General features: G+C 67.1%; 21 protein-coding genes. 8 read left to right on the top strand and 13 right to left on the bottom strand.

Annotation, left to right across the window (positions count from 1 at the left end):
• Positions 1–67 precede the first annotated feature (67 nt).
• The 3 genes from ACFOOQ_RS11270 to ACFOOQ_RS11260 all read left to right on the top strand — a co-directional run bounded on the left by ACFOOQ_RS11270 (position 68) and on the right by ACFOOQ_RS11260 (position 1153).
• Positions 68–298, top strand: coding sequence for a YMGG-like glycine zipper-containing protein (locus ACFOOQ_RS11270; protein WP_379726146.1), 231 nt, complete (start codon positions 68–70; stop codon positions 296–298).
• 186 nt (positions 299–484) lie between these two features.
• Complete coding sequence (locus ACFOOQ_RS11265; protein WP_379726143.1) at positions 485–904, top strand: RT0821/Lpp0805 family surface protein; 420 nt, start codon at positions 485–487, stop codon at positions 902–904.
• 96 nt (positions 905–1000) lie between these two features.
• On the top strand, positions 1001–1153 hold the full coding sequence (locus ACFOOQ_RS11260; RefSeq protein WP_379726140.1) for a hypothetical protein: 153 nt from the start codon (positions 1001–1003) through the stop codon (positions 1151–1153).
• Between the two features lie 32 nt (positions 1154–1185).
• Here ACFOOQ_RS11260 and phnE read toward each other — a convergent pair whose 3' ends face one another.
• The 3 genes from phnE to phnC form a co-directional block, all read right to left on the bottom strand.
• The gene (gene phnE / locus ACFOOQ_RS11255; RefSeq protein ID WP_379726137.1) at positions 1186–1998 is read right to left on the bottom strand and encodes a phosphonate ABC transporter, permease protein PhnE; all 813 of its coding nucleotides are present in this window, start codon (positions 1996–1998) and stop codon (positions 1186–1188) included.
• A 74-nt stretch (positions 1999–2072) separates the two neighbouring features.
• Positions 2073–3074, bottom strand: a complete 1002-nt coding sequence (gene phnD, locus ACFOOQ_RS11250) for a phosphonate ABC transporter substrate-binding protein (RefSeq protein WP_379726134.1) — start codon at positions 3072–3074, stop codon at positions 2073–2075.
• Between the two features lie 61 nt (positions 3075–3135).
• On the bottom strand, positions 3136–4023 hold the full coding sequence (gene phnC, locus ACFOOQ_RS11245) for a phosphonate ABC transporter ATP-binding protein (RefSeq protein WP_379726132.1): 888 nt from the start codon (positions 4021–4023) through the stop codon (positions 3136–3138).
• Positions 4024–4167: 144 nt separating this feature from the next.
• On the opposite strand from phnC, the gene ACFOOQ_RS11240 reads away from it, so the two are divergent.
• Positions 4168–4863 (top strand): DUF1045 domain-containing protein, encoded by a 696-nt coding sequence (locus ACFOOQ_RS11240; protein WP_379726129.1) that lies wholly within the window; start codon positions 4168–4170, stop codon positions 4861–4863.
• Positions 4864–4872: 9 nt separating this feature from the next.
• On the opposite strand, the gene ACFOOQ_RS11235 is transcribed toward ACFOOQ_RS11240, so the two are convergent.
• From ACFOOQ_RS11235 to phnG, 10 genes are all read right to left on the bottom strand, one after another.
• Entirely contained in the window at positions 4873–5502 is a 630-nt protein-coding gene (locus ACFOOQ_RS11235) for a LysE family translocator (RefSeq protein ID WP_379726126.1), read from the bottom strand.
• Between the two features lie 69 nt (positions 5503–5571).
• Positions 5572–6135 (bottom strand): phosphonate metabolism protein/1,5-bisphosphokinase (PRPP-forming) PhnN, encoded by a 564-nt coding sequence (gene phnN / locus ACFOOQ_RS11230; RefSeq protein WP_379726123.1) that lies wholly within the window; start codon positions 6133–6135, stop codon positions 5572–5574.
• A gap of 4 nt (positions 6136–6139) precedes the next feature.
• A complete protein-coding gene (locus tag ACFOOQ_RS11225; protein ID WP_379726120.1) occupies positions 6140–6691 on the bottom strand; it encodes a phosphonate degradation HD-domain oxygenase in 552 nt (183 codons plus the stop codon).
• A 24-nt stretch (positions 6692–6715) separates the two neighbouring features.
• Positions 6716–7876, bottom strand: coding sequence for an alpha-D-ribose 1-methylphosphonate 5-triphosphate diphosphatase (locus ACFOOQ_RS11220; RefSeq protein WP_379726117.1), 1161 nt, complete (start codon positions 7874–7876; stop codon positions 6716–6718).
• Positions 7873–8592 (bottom strand): phosphonate C-P lyase system protein PhnL, encoded by a 720-nt coding sequence (gene phnL, locus ACFOOQ_RS11215; protein ID WP_379726114.1) that lies wholly within the window; start codon positions 8590–8592, stop codon positions 7873–7875. Before phnL ends, ACFOOQ_RS11220 begins: the two co-directional genes overlap by 4 nt.
• Position 8593: 1 nt before the next feature.
• Entirely contained in the window at positions 8594–9361 is a 768-nt protein-coding gene (gene phnK / locus ACFOOQ_RS11210; RefSeq protein ID WP_379727549.1) for a phosphonate C-P lyase system protein PhnK, read from the bottom strand.
• Between the two features lie 5 nt (positions 9362–9366).
• The gene (locus ACFOOQ_RS11205) at positions 9367–10296 is read right to left on the bottom strand and encodes an alpha-D-ribose 1-methylphosphonate 5-phosphate C-P-lyase PhnJ (protein WP_449265806.1); all 930 of its coding nucleotides are present in this window, start codon (positions 10294–10296) and stop codon (positions 9367–9369) included.
• Positions 10293–11408 carry a carbon-phosphorus lyase complex subunit PhnI gene (locus tag ACFOOQ_RS11200; protein WP_379726111.1) on the bottom strand — a complete coding sequence of 372 codons (1116 nt, stop codon included), beginning with the start codon at positions 11406–11408 and terminating at the stop codon, positions 10293–10295. The genes ACFOOQ_RS11205 and ACFOOQ_RS11200 overlap by 4 nt, the downstream gene beginning before the upstream one ends.
• 1 nt (position 11409) lies before the next feature.
• Entirely contained in the window at positions 11410–12030 is a 621-nt protein-coding gene (gene phnH, locus ACFOOQ_RS11195; protein ID WP_379726108.1) for a phosphonate C-P lyase system protein PhnH, read from the bottom strand.
• A 3-nt stretch (positions 12031–12033) separates the two neighbouring features.
• The gene (gene phnG, locus ACFOOQ_RS11190; RefSeq protein WP_379726105.1) at positions 12034–12531 is read right to left on the bottom strand and encodes a phosphonate C-P lyase system protein PhnG; all 498 of its coding nucleotides are present in this window, start codon (positions 12529–12531) and stop codon (positions 12034–12036) included.
• Positions 12532–12695: 164 nt separating this feature from the next.
• Between phnG and phnF the strand changes: the two genes are divergently transcribed.
• From phnF to ACFOOQ_RS11170, 4 genes are all read left to right on the top strand, one after another.
• Positions 12696–13421 carry a phosphonate metabolism transcriptional regulator PhnF gene (gene phnF / locus ACFOOQ_RS11185; RefSeq protein WP_379726102.1) on the top strand — a complete coding sequence of 242 codons (726 nt, stop codon included), beginning with the start codon at positions 12696–12698 and terminating at the stop codon, positions 13419–13421.
• Between the two features lie 70 nt (positions 13422–13491).
• Complete coding sequence (locus ACFOOQ_RS11180; protein WP_379726099.1) at positions 13492–14055, top strand: tetratricopeptide repeat protein; 564 nt, start codon at positions 13492–13494, stop codon at positions 14053–14055.
• Between the two features lie 27 nt (positions 14056–14082).
• Positions 14083–14664, top strand: coding sequence for a PAS domain-containing protein (locus ACFOOQ_RS11175; protein WP_379726096.1), 582 nt, complete (start codon positions 14083–14085; stop codon positions 14662–14664).
• Between the two features lie 108 nt (positions 14665–14772).
• Complete coding sequence (locus ACFOOQ_RS11170; protein ID WP_379726093.1) at positions 14773–15960, top strand: urate hydroxylase PuuD; 1188 nt, start codon at positions 14773–14775, stop codon at positions 15958–15960.
• Positions 15961–15978 lie beyond the last annotated feature (18 nt).

Below are 15978 nucleotides of genomic sequence, written 5' to 3'. Positions count from 1 at the left end.
TTTTTCGAGAGGACACCGGATCCATAGTGCGGATCGACTGCCAGAGACATTCGGAAAGGAGACTCTGATGCTGAAGTCGCAAATCGCCGGTCTTGCCCTTGTCGGGCTGGTCGCCGCCGGTTGCAGCGGCATGAACACCCAGCAGCAGCGGGCGCTTTCGGGCGCCGCGATCGGCACCGGTGCCGGTGCCGCGATCGGGCTGCTGACGGGCGGCAGTGTTGTCACCGGCGCCGTGATCGGCGCCGCAGCCGGTACTGCCGGTGGTCTCCTGTACCATGAGGAGCAGAAGAAAAAGTAATTCGCGTACAGTTTAGCGGAGCGGCGCGTCATGCCTGCCTCAACCCCGTGGTGGAGTACCCCCTCCATCGCCGCGCCGCGGCCTAGTCGCCGACCCACCCTCGGCTTGGCCGCTGCCATCGTCGCCCTGATCCCTCTGACATCCAGGGCGACGATGGCGGATCCGCTACCCCCTGCAGCCCCCCGCATGGCCCTGGTGGCCGCTCCCGTCACTCCTTGGCCGCCCCCCGCATCCCGCACCGCCGGCAGCTATGCCGTCTATTCGTCGAGCTACGGCATCGAGCACGGCACCTGCGAACGCAGCCTGATGCGCAATGTGCCGGCCAGTGCCGCCCTGCCCGCCGACAGTGCCGTCGGGCTCGGCATGGATCGTCTCGACCGGTATTGCGTCGGCCGCATTCTCGAATACGCCCCGGACCGCAAGGCGGTGCAATGGTACGGAGGCACCGGCGGCTATGCCTATGCGGTCATGCCGCTCGGCACCTTCCAGCGCGACGGCCGCTATTGCCGGGATTTCCAGGCCAGCGCCCGTTTCGACAGCCACAGCGAGCGCATGCAGGGCACCGCCTGCCGGACGCCCGACGGCAGCTGGCACAGTAGCCATTAGTCCCTGAACCGGGCGACCGGGCAGAATTTGTTTACCCTTTCCGTATCAGATGCGGCCCTGTCGGACGGGCAGGCCTGCCAATCGCCGGAGACAGTCATGCTGACCAACACCCTGCTGCTCTATGTCACCCAAGAAGCCCTGTCCAAGGCCCGGGCGCGACTGGCCGCGCGGCGCGACAGCCGGCGCCGGCCGGCGCGTGGCCGCCTGCTGCGGCAACGCAAGGATGCGACGGCCGCCACCCGGCACTGAACGGCCGGCGATCATCAGTAAAATGGGCGACTCTAGATCAGCAGCTTGCGCACCTGCGACGAGATCACGTCGACGACGCTGACCAGCAGGATCAGCATGATCATCACGGCGCAGGTCTGGGCAAACTGGAAGGCCCGGATCACCTCCCACAGCACCACGCCGATGCCGCCGGCGCCGACCATGCCGACCACGGCCGCCGACCGGATATTCGATTCGAAGCGGTACAGCGAATACGATACCCAGAGTGGCAGGACCTGCGGGATCACCCCGTAGACCACTTCTTCCACGGCATTGGCGCCGGTGGCGCGGATGCCCTCGACCGGCTGCGGGTCGATCGCCTCAACAGCTTCGGAAAACAGCTTGGCAAGAATGCCGGTGGTATGCACGAACAGCGCCATAGCGCCGGCAAACGGCCCGAGGCCGACCACCACCACGAACAGCATGGCAAATACCATCTCGTTGATGGCGCGGCAGGCATCCATGACGCGGCGCACCGGCTGGTGCACCCAGACCGGCGTGATATTGGACGAGGCGAGCAGGCCGAGCGGCACGGCGCAGATCACGGCGAGCAGCGTGCCCCAGATGGCGATATGCAGGGTGACGACCAGTTCCTCGAGGTAATAGCGCCACTCGTGGAAGTCGGGCGGGAAGAAGTCGCGCGCGAAGGTGACGATGTTGCCGGCATCGGCAAACAGCTTGCCCGGCGCGATCTCGGCGCCCTGATACGACCAGATCAGCATGGCCGCGAGCAGACCGTAAATCAGGCTGCGCCCCAGCGTCGTCTTCAGGCCGGTTTTCGGCGGCCGGATTGGATGGTCCTGGATGACGGTGGCAGTGACGGCCATGGCCGACCTCGCGACTGGCTTGAAAAAAGGAATGGCCGGGACGGCAAAGCCGTCCCGGCCGGGCATGCAGGTGATTACGAACCCATCTGCTTGTTGAGTTCGGCCAGCTTGGCGTCGATCTCGGCGATTTTCTTTGCCTTCTCGTCAGCGCTCATGTTGGCATCGCCCTCAAGCTTGATCTTGTCGCGGAACAGCGCGAGCTGGCGGATCGGCAGCAACTGGCGGTTCGACGATTCCTTGAACGGACCCCACTGCAGGGCGTTCAGCACCTTCTTCTCGTGGGCGACCTGATCGGCGCTGCCGTGGCCATCGGTGCCATAGCTGGTGAAGAAGGTCTTGAGCACCTTCTTGTCGTTATCCGACAGGTCCTTGCGCCAGACGATCGGGTCGGACGGGATCAGCGGCGATTTCCAGATCACCTTGATCTCCTTCAGCTTCTCCGGCTGGGTCTTCTTCAGGCGATCGAGATTCTCGGTGTTGTTGGTGGCAACATCGACCTGCTTGTTGGCCACCGCCAGCGCGTTGGTCTCGTGGTTGGCGGTCACCGTGCGGGTGAAGAACTTGCGGATGTCGACCTTGTTCTGGCCCCAGACGTAGAAGCTCGGCACCAGGAAGCCCGAGGTCGAGTTCGGATCACCGTTGCCGAAGGTGTACTTGCCCGGCTGCTTCAGCAGGTCGGCGAGGCTGTTCAGCGGGCTGTCCTTGTTGACGATCAGCAGCGACCAGTAGCCCGGCGAGCCGTCACTGGCGGTGGTCTGCACGAAGATCTCGCCGTCGGCACGGTCGATCGCCTGCATGGCCGAGGCATTGCCGAACCAGGCCACCTGTACCTTGTTGAAGCGCATGCCCTCGATCACGCCGGCATAATCCGGCGCGAAAAAGGCATTGATCTTCCTGCCGGTCTGCTTGGCCATGTCGGCCAGGAAAGGCTCGAACATGTTCTTCAGGTTGCTGCTCGACTCGGTCGAGATGATCCCGAAATTGATCTCCTTGAGATCGGCGGCATGGGCGGTACCGGCGACCCCGGCCAGCGCAGCCACCGCAACGGCGGCTTTCAGAAAGTGGCGACGAATCATGGTTTCTCTCTCCTGTTGTTCGTACTGCGTAAGGGATACGGAAAGGCTTGGTCGCGCCGGATCAGGCCAGCAGGGCCTGCATGCGCGGCACGACCCGCATGGCACCGGCCGCGGGAATCTCGGCGTCCGGCCTGTTGTCATCGGCCGGTTGCGGCAGGTCACCGTCGAGCGTGCCGAAATCGAGGTCGGTGTTGTTGCCGTAGATGCCGCGCAGCAACGCCGAAGTGACCGCGGCGGCCGGCCCGTCATACATCACATGGCCGTCGCGCAGGGCAACCACGCGGCTGCAGTATTTCAGGGCGAAATCGACCTGGTGCAGCGACACCACCACGGTGACATTGTCGCTGCGATTGATGTCGGCCAGCGTCTCCATGACCTTGCGCGAGGATTCCGGGTCCAGCGAGGCGATCGGCTCGTCGGCCAGGATGACCTCGGCGCGCTGTACCAGCGCGCGGGCAATGGCGGCGCGCTGCTGCTGGCCGCCCGACAGGGTCGAGGCGCGCTGGAAGGCGCATTGCACGATGCCGACACGGTCAAGTGCCGCCACGGCGATGCGGCGCTGCTCGTCGGTGAACAGGCCGAGGGCGGTGCGCCAGAACGGCATGCGGCCGAGATTGCCGGCCAGCACATTGGTGATCACCCGCATGCGACCGACCAGGTTGAATTGCTGGAAAATGAAGCCGATGCCGGCGCGGGTGCTGCGGATATCGCCGGCAATGCGGCCATGCTGCTGCACGATGTTGCCGCTGACCGAAATCCGGCCGCTGCCGTCGCGGTCGCCGGGCATCAGGCCGGCGACATGGCGCAGCAGGGTGGACTTGCCCGAACCCGACGCGCCGATCAGGGCAACCATCTCGCCCGGCGCGATCGCCAGCTCGACGTTGTCCAGCGCACGCTTGCCCGTCCGGAAAGTTTTCGATAGATGGGCAATCTCGATGGCGGCGGGCATGCATCCCCCTTGGGTTCTGGGCGTGCGGCAGCCATAACAATGGCGCATGACACTTCTGTTGCGGTTGCGCGTCGCAGGGGTGAAATCGCCGGGCCGCGTCCGTGGAATCAGGACCCATACCCGAATGGTCTAGGGAGTTTTGCCGTGTCGCAGCGTTTCGCCCTCTATATTGCTCCGCCGGCGGACGATTCCCTGCACGCCTTTGCCGCCGGCTGGCTCGGCTGGGACCCGGAAACCGGCGAGAGCCCGGTGCCCGCCGGCGTCGCCGGCATCCCGCCGGCGCAGCTCGCCGCCCTGACCGCCGACCCACGGCGCTATGGCCTGCATGGCACGCTGAAACCGCCCTTCCGGCTGGCGGAAGGCTGCGACGACGGCCTGCTGATTGTCGCCGTCGAAAAATTTGCGGCAACCCGCCGGCCGCTGCGCCTGCCGCCGCTGCAACTCGCGGCGCTGGGCAACTTCCTCGCCCTGCGCCCTTCGGCGCCCGCCCCGGAGATCGATGCGCTAGCCGCCGACTGCGTGCGGGCATTCGACCGTTTCCGCGCGCCGCCGTCAGAGGCGGAACTGGCACGCCGCCGCGCCGCGGGCCTGAGCGCACGGCAGGAGGCCAACCTGCAGGCCTGGGGCTATCCCTATGTGATGGAGGATTTCCGGCTGCATTTCACGCTGACCGGCCGGATCACCGATCCGGCCCAGCGCGACATCCTGCTGCGCCACCTGGAGCAGGAAACCCGCCCGTTTACCCGCAAGCCGTTTGCCGTGACCGAGCTCTGCCTGTTCGTCCAGCCGGCAGCGGACGCCGGTTTCCGCGTCGTCGGCCGTTATCCGCTCGCGGGATAGGCCTGGGCGCTAGCCGCGCAGGCTGCCGGCGATCAGCCGCAGGCCGAGCAGCCCCATCACGCCGCCGGCCAGCCGGTCGATCCAGCCCTTGCCGCGCAAATAGGCTGCACGCGGCCGCGCTGCCGAGAAAGCCGTGGCGACGATACAGTACCAGCCGCATTCGACGCAGAAGATCAGCGGCGGCAGGACAAGCGCCAGCCACAGCGGCGGCGCGACCGGCAGCAGGGCGGCGAAAATGCCGGCATAGACCACGGCGGTCTTAGGGTTGCTGAGCTGGGTGACCAGGCCGAGGACGAAGGCGCGGCGCAGGCTGCGCGGCCGTTCGGTAGCCCCGCCCAGCGCCAACGGCTGGCCGGCGCCGCGCCACAGGCGCCAGGCGAGATACAGCAGATAGCCGCCGCCGGCGACGCGCAGGCCGAGATAAAGCCATTCGACCCGGGTCAGCAGCGCGATCAGGCCGGCCAGTGCCAAGCTGGCGAAGGCCACGCCGCCCAGCCCCATGCCGAGCGCCGCGGCGATGCCGCTGGCGCGCCGGTCGGCCACGGCGATACGCGCCACCAGCACGAAGCTCGGCCCCGGGCTGGCTGCGCCGATGGCGATGGCGGCGACGATACTCAGCAGCGGCAGCAGGGCATCCATGGCAGTCTCCGGCAGGTGTGTCTGGCTGCCGGGAGTATGCCGCAGATGCGCCGCGTCCCGGAAAACGATTCAGACCGGGGTTTTCTGCAGCAGGCTGGTGAAGCGGGTGACGGCATCGCCCAGCGCGCCATCGTTGTTCAGCACCACGACATCGGGGCCGCCGAGCGTGAAGGCGGCGGCGCGGGCCAGTCGTTCCTCGATTTCCGCCGGAGTCTCGCGGCCGCGCGCCGTCAGCCGGCGGCGCAGGGTTTCCGGCGTGGCGGTGATCAGCACCACCAGCAGGCCGGGATACTTCGCGCGCGCGGCATCGATCACGGCGCGCGAGACATTGATCACCACCTGCTTTCCGGCAGCCAGATCGGCGTCGATGGTGGCCGGGATACCGTATTGCAGGTCATGCGCCGCCCAGGACAGCGCGAAATCGCCGCGCGCCTGCATGGCGGCAAAGGCCTGCGGCGAGACCGCGACGTAATCCTCGCCGCCGAGTCCGGCGGCCCGGGTGATCACCCGGTGCGGGAAGACGACATCGTCATGGCCGGCCAGCGCCACACGGGCACCATCGATCACGCTGTCCTTGCCGACCCCGCTGGGACCGACCACCAGCACCAGACGGCCGCGCTGTCCGTCTGCCATTGCGTCAGGCCGCCGGCCGCAGCGCAGCCGCGACCATCGGCCGGTAATGCGCAAGGTCCGGCGTTTTCAGCTTCGGCGTCTTGGCCGCATCGTCCCAGCGGCGCAGCAGCACGGCATCCGCCGCATGGGGCTGCGCGATGAAGGTCGCCGCCGCATCCTCGCTGTGGATGCCGCCCTGCACTTCCAGGCTGGTCTTCGAGCCCTGCGACAGGCCGGCCCAGTAGGTAGGCTCGGCACGGCACAGGTAGCGCTTGGCCTCGACATGCAGGCGCACCGGCTCGACCACCGCAGCAGGGAAATACTGCTGCAGCCAGACCGCGGCGATATCCTCGTGGCGGGCATCGACGCCCTGTGCCGCCAGCCCCTCGTCGCCCGCGCCGACCAGATGGCCGATGTCGTGCAGCAGGCAGGCGGTGACCAGTTCCGGCGTCGAGCCCATGCGTTCGGCATGCATGGCGCATTGCAGGGCATGCTCGAGTTGGTTGATCGCCTCGCCGCCGTAGCGTTCGCCGCCGGCCTTTTCCAGCAGGATCATGATCTCATCGAGAATCGGCATGTCCCGTTCCTTACATAACCCGGCTCACATCACTCTCTGGCCGGCGCGCCAGACGCTGCGCACTACCGGAGTATCGTCGATCAGGCTGACCCGGATCATGTCGGCGCGACGGCCGGGCTCGAGCGCGCCGCGGTCGGTCAGGCCGACGGCTTCTGCCGGATTGGCCGAGACCATGGCCACTGCCTGCGCCAGGCTGACGCCAGGCACCTGTCCGGGCAGCAGGAAGGCCGACTGCAGCATGCTGGAGGGCACGTAATCCGACGAGATGATGTCGAGCTGGCCCTTCTCGGCCAGCGACTTCGCCGAGATGTTGCCGGAATGCGAGCCGCCGCGCACCACGTTGGGACCGCCCATCATCACCTTCATGCCATGCCGGCGCGACAGTTCGGCCGCCTCATGGGTGGTGGGGAATTCCGCCACCACCATGCCGTCGGCGGCGGCTTCCGCCACATGCTCGGCGGTGGCATCATCGTGGCTCGCCAGCGGCAGGCCCTTGGCGCGGCACAGCGCGACGATGGCGCGCCGGTTGGCGGCGCCATTGGCCTCGCCGGCCGCGATCTGGCCGGCCATGAACTTGTCCATCGCCTCGTCGGTCAGACCGTATTTGCCCTGGTAATACTGGCGGTATTTCTCCGGCTTGACGAACTGGCGCTGGCCCGGCGTGTGGTCCATCACCGAGATCAGCTTCAGCCAGCTCAGCTCGGTCATCGGCTCGACCAGCTCCATGATCGTGGCAAACGAAATCTCGCAGCGCAGGTGCAGCAGGTGCTCGGCCCGCAGCATGCCGGCCTTCTGCGCCTTCTCGATGGCGGCGATCATGTCGCGCAAGATTTCCATGCGCACCGAGCCGTCGCGCACGTCGCCCACCGAAATCGCATCCATCACCGTGGTGATGCCGGCCGCCGCCACCTGGGCGTCATGGCCGATGACCGCGAGGTTGCCGGGCCAGCGCACGCCGGGGCGCGGCGCGAAGTGCTTTTCCAGGTTGTCGGTATGCAGCTCGACCAGGCCGGGCAGCAGATAGTCGCCGCCGAAATCCAGCACCCCGGTCACGGCCGTCGTCCCGGGCTCGACCGCGGCGATCACCCCGTCACGCGCCAGCAGGCTCCCGCCCTCGACAACGCCATCGCGGGTGACCACCCGGGCGTTGGTGACGGCCAACTCGGAACCGGGATCGTAGATCATGCGGCAACTCCATGGGCTTGCAGCGGCAACAGGCGGGTGGTGATGGCGGCACGGGTTTCGGCATCATGCACGATGGCGACGATGGCTGTCCCGCGCGCGCGCGCATCATTGATCAGATCTATGACAATTTTGCGGTTGCGCTCGTCCAGCGAGGCGGTCGGCTCGTCGAGCAACAGGATCGGGAAATCGGCGGCAAAGCCGCGGGCGATGTTGATGCGCTGCTGCTCGCCGCCCGAGAAGGTGGCGGGCGGCAGGTCCCACATCTTCTCGGCGATCTGCAGCCGGGCCAGCAGCGCGCGGGCCTGCGCCGTGGCGTCCGCCGCCGGCAGGCCGCGGGCCAGCAGCGGCTCGGCGACGATATCGACGGTCGAGACCCGCGGGATCACCCGCAGGAACTGGGTCACGTAGCCCAGCGTGCGGCGGCGGATATCGAGCACCAGCCGGGCCGGCGCGCCGACAATATTGGCCAGTGCGCCGTCATGCCGGATCAGGATGCGGCCGGCCTGCGGCCGGTAGTTGCCGTAGATCGAACGCAGCAGGGTTGACTTGCCTGCACCGGACGGGCCATGCAAGGTGACGCATTCGCCGGCCGCGACGCTGAGCGAGGTGTCGCGCAGCACCGGCAGGGCGACGCCGCCGCGCAGGTGCAGGGTGAAGGTCTTGTCGAGATTCTCGACGCGGATCATCTCGGTTCCGGTCATGTCCATGATGCTCATCTCAGACACTCAGCACCGAAGAGACCAGCAGCTGGGTATAGGCATGCTGCGGATCGTCGAGCAGCTGGTCGGTCAGGCCGGCCTCGACCACCTCGCCACGCCGCATCACCATCAGACGATGCGCCAGCAGGCGGGCGACGCCGAGATCATGGGTCACCACGATGACGGCGACCTGGTATTCCTGCACCAGCCGGCGCAGCAGGTCGAGCAGGCGGGCCTGCACCGAGACATCGAGGCCGCCGGTCGGCTCGTCCATCAGCACGATGCGCGGCCGGGTCACCAGGTTGCGGGCGATCTGCAGGCGCTGCTGCATGCCGCCGGAAAAGGTGCGCGGCAGGTCGTCAATGCGATCGGCCGGGATTTCGACGGCATTCATCCAGTCGAGCGAAGTGTCGCGCAGGTTACCATAATGCTTCTGGCCCAGCGCCATCAGCCGTTCGCCGATATTGGCGCCGGCCGAAAAGCCCATGCGCAGGCCGTCGCGGGCATGCTGCTGCACGAAGCCCCATTCGGTACGCATCAGGTGGCGGCGCTGTGCCTCGGACGCGGTGGCGAGATCGATGATCGTGCCATCGGCCGTGCGGTAGTCGATGTGGCCTTCATCGGCCGTGATCCGCCCGGCGATGCAATTGAGCAGGGTCGATTTGCCCGAGCCCGATTCGCCGACGATGCCAAGCACCTCGCCCGGCCACAGCTCGAAGGAGACGTCGAGGCAGGCGGTCTGGCGACCGAAGCGCTTGGTCAGCCTATCGATATTCAGCAGCGGCATATCGATCATTCCGCGGCACTCCCCAAGGAAGACTCTGCATATGGCGCCGCCATGCGACCGCGATGGCCGGCGGCCTGACGCTCGCCGCAGTAATCGGTATCCGAGCAGACGAACATCCGGCCGCCCTTGTCGTCGAGGATCACCTCGTCGAGGAAGCTGTCACCGGAACCGCAGAGCGCGCAGGCCTCGGGCCAACGTTCGATCTCGAAGGGATGGTCGTCGAAATCGAGCGGCTTCACCTCGGTATAGGGCGGCACGGCATAGATGCGCTTCTCGCGGCCGGCGCCGAACAGCTGCAGCGCGGCATTCATATGCAGCTTCGGGGTGTCGAATTTCGGGATCGGCGAGCAGCGCATCAGGTAGCGGCCGTTCACCATCACCGGATAATCGTAGGCGGTCGAGATATGGCCATGATGCGAGATATCCTCGTACAGCTTGACGTGCATCACGCCGTACTCGCTGAGGCCGTGCATCTTGCGAGTCTCGGTCTCGCGCGGCTCCAGCCAGCGCAACGGCTCCGGGATCGGCACCTGGTAGACCAGGATCTGATCCTCGTGCAGCGGCGTTTCCGGCACCCGGTGGCGGGTCTGGATCAGGGTGGCGGCGCGCGTCTTCTCGGTGGTGGCGACGCCGGTCATACGCACGAAGAAGCGGCGGATCGACACGGCGTTGGTGGTATCATCGGCACCCTGGTCGATCACCTTCAGCACATCGGCGGCACCGATCACCGCCGCGGTCACCTGCATGCCACCGGTGCCCCAGCCATAGGGCAGCGGCATCTCGCGGCTGCCGAAGGGGACCTGGTAGCCGGGGATCGCCACGGCTTTCAGGATGGCGCGGCGGATCATCCGCTTGGTCTGCTCGTCGAGGAAGGCGAAGTTGTAGCCGTCCAGCGTCTGGGCGGTCGCCTGGTAATCCTGCGTCAGCACGGTCACTGGGCAGCCTCCTCGAAAGCGGGTTCCCGCGGCGACGCCGTCGCGGCGGCTTCCACCTCGGCCCGCATCAGGCGCACCAGGGTCAGTTCCGACTGGAAGTCGACATGATGCGGCAGCTTGAGATGCTGCACGAAGCCCGAGGCCTCGACATTATCGGCATGGTAGAGCACGAATTCGGCATCCTGTGCCGGCGCGGTGACGTCCTCGCCGAGATCCTCGGCGCGCAGCGCGCGGTCGACCAACGACATCGCCATCGCCTTGCGCTCGGCATAGCCGAAGGCGAGACCGTAGCCGCGGGTAAATTTCGGCGGTTCGGTCTTCGAGCCGCGGAACTGGTTGATCATCTGGCATTCGGTGACGGTGATGTCGCCGATGTCGACGGCAAAACCGAGTTCGGGGATGTCGATCTCGACGCCGACCTCGCCAGAGCGGATTTCGCCCACAAAGGGATGCGACTTGGCGTAGCCGCGCTGAGTCGAATAGCCCAGCGCCAGCAGGTAGCCCTCGTCCGCACGGGCCAGATTCTGCAGCCGCACGTCGCGGCCGGCCGGGAACATCAGCGGCTCGCGGGTAAGATCCCCCACCGGCGCATCCGCGGCATCGGCGTCTTCGCGCTCGATCAGGCCTTCGGCATTCAGCAGATCGACCACCTGCGGCATCGCTTCGGCAAGCTGGCCGCCGGCTGGCGCCTGCGGCGGCTCGCCAGCTGCCTGCAGGGCGAAGTCGATCAGGCGGTGGGTGTAGTCGAAGGTCGGCCCGAGCAGCTGGCCGCCCGGCATGTCCTTGAAGCAGGACGAGATGCGACGCGAGACCCGCATCTTCGCGGTGTCGATCGGCAGGGTCACCGCCAACCGCGGCAGGGTCGTGCGGTAGGCGCGCAGCAGGAAGATCGCCTCGACCTGATCGCCGCGGGCCTGCTTCAGCGCCAGCGCCGCAAGATCGGGATCGTAGACCGAACCTTCGGTCATCACCCGGTCGACGCCGCCCGACAGCTGCTCACGGATCTGCGCCACGCCGAGTTCGGCTTCGGCCGGGTCGCCGCGCCGGTCTTCGGCCAGCAGGGCATGGGCATTGCCGATGGCGGTCTCGCCGCCCTTCACTGCCACATACATGTCAGGCCTCCGTCGTGAAGGAAATTGCGGTGCTGCGCGGCAGGCCGATCACACTGCTGCCGGCACAAAGATAGAGATCGAGGCCGCGCGGGAATTCCGCCGACAGCGCCGCCCGCGCCCGCCAGACTTCCGCCGGCAGACCGCATACCGGCATGGTCACGGCATCCTTGATACCCGGGCCGCGCCAGGTCATCGCCGTTTCACCCGCCAGGGTAGCCACCTGCACCAGCAGGGTGGCGCCGCGGTCCGGCGCGGCATCGCTGCCGAGGCTGAAGACATCGAGGGCCGGCAGGCCGGCGGCGGCATCGAGCAGCGCGAAATCGGCGGCCTCCGCCGTGGCGGCCAGCGGTGCGCCGGTATGGAAACGCAGCCAGCCGCGCACGGCATCGGTATCGAGGCCGGGCCCGAGCCAGACCGGGGTGTCGAGATCGCAGAGCGTCAGCGCCGCAGCGGCGAGCGCCGGCGCCATGCCGGCGGGATTGCCGATATCGCCCGGCATCGCAGCGACACGGCCGGGCCGCGCCATGGCATCGAGCAGAGCGCGGAAGGCAAGCTGGCTCTGCTGCACTGCATCGGCGAAACCGGGGGCGGGTGCGGTGGGGATCATCGTGTCCTGCTGCATGGATCAGTCCTCGCCGCGAACCAGGGTGAAGAAATCGACCTTGGTGGCAGCCACCTTGGCGTCACGCGCCGCCCGCGCCGCCACCTGCGCGGCTTCCGCCGGCGCGATCAGAGCATGCTCAATCTCGGCGCAGCGTGCGGCATCGAGGCTCAGCGCATCGAATAGCGCGACCAGTTCGGCCTTGCGGGCATCGCGGCCCTGGACATAGCCCACGCCCATGGCACCCGTACCGTCGAGCGCCACCACGCAGCGGGTCATGGTCATCTCGCCGAAATTGAAGCGCTGGCCGACGCCGCCGGCGCGCGCCCGGATCATCGCCAGCCCGGTTTCCGGCGCCTTCAGCCGACGATAGGCCGGCTGGTCGGCCAGGCCGTTCCAGGCTGCCTCCAGTTCGGCGCGGCCGGTGCGGACGAGGATGGCGAGGCGCCGCTGGCGCGCACCAACATCCGAGGCGACGGTTTCGGGGCTGGGGCTGGCTTGGCTGTCCGGCTGGGCGGTCATTGTGAAATCTCGGCTCCGGCGATGCAGACCACTTGCGCAGAGGTCTAAATTGGTCTAGACATCTATATATCTATCCCCACACCCGGGTCTTAGCAAGCCATGTTTGGGCGAATCTTTTATGACATGGCCGCGTCGCGGCCGGCAGGACGGACGGAGCGCAACCGATGATCGAGCGCGGCAGCGGCATGGCAGTCTGGCGGCAGATCGCCGCCGCCATGGAACAGGCAATCCGCCGCGGCGATTACAAACCCGGCATCCAGTTGCCGACCGAAAAGCAGCTCGCCAACAGCTTCGGCGTCAACCGCCATACCGTGCGCCAGGCGATGAACCGGCTGGCCGAACAGGGCATCGTCAGCATCGAGCAGGGCCGCGGCATGTTCGTCGCCGAGGGCTCGCTGGATTATGCGCTGGGCCCGCGCACCCGCTTCACCGAGAACCTGCTGACCCGTCAGAAGAAACCGACCCGCGAATTGCTGTCGGCCGACAATGTGCCGGCACCGGCCGACATCGCCCGCGCGCTCGGCATCCCGACCGGCGCCGCCCTGTGGCAGATCGAGACCCGCAACAAGGCCGACGACCGCCCGGTCGGCGTCAGCAGTCATTTCTTCGCCGCCGACCGCTTTCCCGACATGCCGGAACTGTTCCGCCGCGCCGGCTCGATCACCGGCGCGCTCAAGCTGGCCGGCATCCCCGATTATCACCGCCGCATGACCCGGGTGGCGGCACGGCTGATCTCGGCCGGCGATGCCCGCCTGCTCGAACTGCCACGCACCCGGCCGGTGCTGGTCAGCGAAACCGTCAATGTCGACGAGCGCGGAAAACCGGTGGAATTCGTGCGCGCGCGGTTCGCCGCCGATCACGTCACCCTGACCATCGAACACTGGGAATAGCGAAGACCGGGAACAGCCCTCGCCACCGGCCGCATCAGACCTATCTTCTGGAGCCGGAGGGCGAGCCGAGATGTCCCTGCCGCTGGCCGAAACACTCAAGATCATCCTTGCGAGCCCGCGCCGCCCGCCGCCGCGCGGTACGGCGCCCGGCGGTCGCGGCCGGCTTGGCGAGTTGTTCCGCAACCTGCAGGCCGATCCGCCCGGCCCCGCCGCCCATGCCATCGAGGATGATATCTGGGCAATCTGGATCGCCCATGACGATCCCCACCTGGAAAACCGCATGCAGCAGGCGATCGGCGCCATCGCCCAGCGCCGCTTTAGCGATGCCGAAACCCAGCTTAACGACCTGGTCGCCGCCGCGCCGGACTGGGCGGAAGCCTGGAACAAGCGAGCGACTCTCTACTACCTGACCCATCGCGACGCCGAGAGCGTGGCCGACATCCGCCATACGCTGGAACTGGAACCGCGCCATTTCGGCGCGATCTGCGGTTTCGGCCAGATCTGCCTGCGCCACGGCGAGATGGCCGCCGCCGCCGAGGCCTTTGCCGCGGCGCTGGCGATCAATCCGCATCTCGACAGCGTCCGCGCCGTGCTGGCACAACTGGCGCCGGGCCGCCCGCGTCGGCTAAACTGACGCAATTCAACGCAGGAACCAGGACCAATGCCGACCGCCGACGAGGATCGCCTCGCCGCCCTTCGCGATGACCTGATTGCCGGCCGGCTGACGGCAGCCGCCGGCCTGTTCGACGGCTATGGCGTCGATCCGCCGATCGTGGTCTGGAACCCCGAGCCCCATGCGGTGCCGACGCCGCAGCTGTCCTTTCTGCTGCGCTACTGGCAGGGACTGCAGGATATCGCTGGCCGCGTCGCGCCGGACCGGATCGATCCGCTGCAGATGCGGCCGGCGCTCGGCCATATCATGCTGCTGGATGTTCTCGATGGCGGCGCCGATTACCGCTATCGCCTCTATGGCAGCGAGATCGCGCAGCGCGCCGGTTTCGACATGACGGGAAAGTGCACCTCGGAACTGCCGACCGGCTCGCTGGCCAGCCGGTTTTTCATCGCCGTTTACCAGGCCGTTCTGCTGCGCCCTCAGCCGGTCTACACTTGGCATCAGATGCCGGTCGACATCACCGTGAACACCTGGCACCGGCTGGTGCTGCCCCTGCATGGACCAGACGGAACGGTCACGCGGCTTCTGGCCGGCAATGTCGGCACCGACTTCGACCGCAGCGCCCGCTGACGCACGCCCCGGAAAATCGTACACAATTCCGGTTGACGATCGCAGGGCGCGCCATTACGGGTTGAACGGCCTGCCCGCCCCGACCGCGCTCCCGGAGTTCCTGCCCCCATGACCGACCTGGCCCTTGAATGGCTCAATCTGGTGCTGCGCTGGATGCACCTGATTTTCGGCATCGCCTGGATCGGCTCGTCCTTCTTTTTCGTCTGGCTCGACAATTCGCTGCGCAAGGGCGAGACCCAACAGCCCGGCGTGCTCGGCCAGGCTTGGCTGATCCATGGCGGCGGCTTTTATTTCACCGAGAAATACTCGGTGGCGCCGGCGCACCTGCCGCCGGAACTGCACTGGTTCAAATACGAGGCCTATTTCACCTGGATCAGTGGCTTCTTCCTGCTCGGCGTGCTGTATTACGTCGGCGCCGACCTGTATCTGATCGACCCCAAGGTGCTGCCGCTCAGCCAGGGCGAGGCAATCGGCCTCAGCCTCGCCTCGCTGTTTCTCGGCTGGATCGTCTACGACCTGCTGTGCAAGTCGCCGCTGGGCAAGAATGACGCGCTGCTCGCCATCGTCGGCTTCGTGCTGCTGGTCGCCGCGGCCTGGGGCTATACCCAGATCTTCTCGGCGCGCGCCGCCTACCTGCATGTCGGCGCCCTGATCGGCACCATCATGGCGGCCAACGTGGCGCATAACATCATTCCGAACCAGCGTAAGGCGGTGGCCGAGATGCTGGCCGGCCAGGTACCGGACCCGACTTACGGCAAGCAGGCCAAGCAGCGTTCGCTGCACAACAACTACCTGACCCTGCCGGTGCTGTTCGCCATGATCAGCAACCATTACCCGATCACCTACGGCCATCCCTACGGCTGGGTGATCCTCGCCGTGGTGATGGTGATCGGCGGCCTGGTACGGCATTTCTTCAACCTGAAGAACCAGGGCCGCGGCCGGCGCTACGAATTCCTCGCCGTCGCCTTCCTGCTGGTGGTCGGGCTGGTGTTCTTCACCCACTGGGACCCGCGCAAGAAGGCCTTCGGCGAGGCCGTCAGCGCCGAAGAGGTGCACCGGATCACCGCCAGCCGCTGCACGCCGTGCCACGCCGCCAAGCCGACCTTCGACGGCATCGCCGAGGCGCCGAAGGGCATCATGCTGGAAACGCCGGAGCAGCTGAAACGCTATGCCGCGCTGATCAACCAGCAGGCGGTGCGCACCGAAACGATGCCGCCGGGCAATGCCACCGGGGTGACCGAGGAAGAGCGCCAGAAGATCGGCGCCTGGATCGCCGCCGGCGCGCCGCTCGACTAAGCTTCCGGATTCCGACCG

The organism is Ferrovibrio xuzhouensis (assembly GCF_042648965.1).
GTDB classification, from domain to species: Bacteria; Pseudomonadota; Alphaproteobacteria; order Ferrovibrionales; family Ferrovibrionaceae; genus Ferrovibrio; species Ferrovibrio xuzhouensis.
Note: the sequence above shows the minus strand (reverse complement) of the source record. Positions and strands in the feature narration are given on the sequence as shown.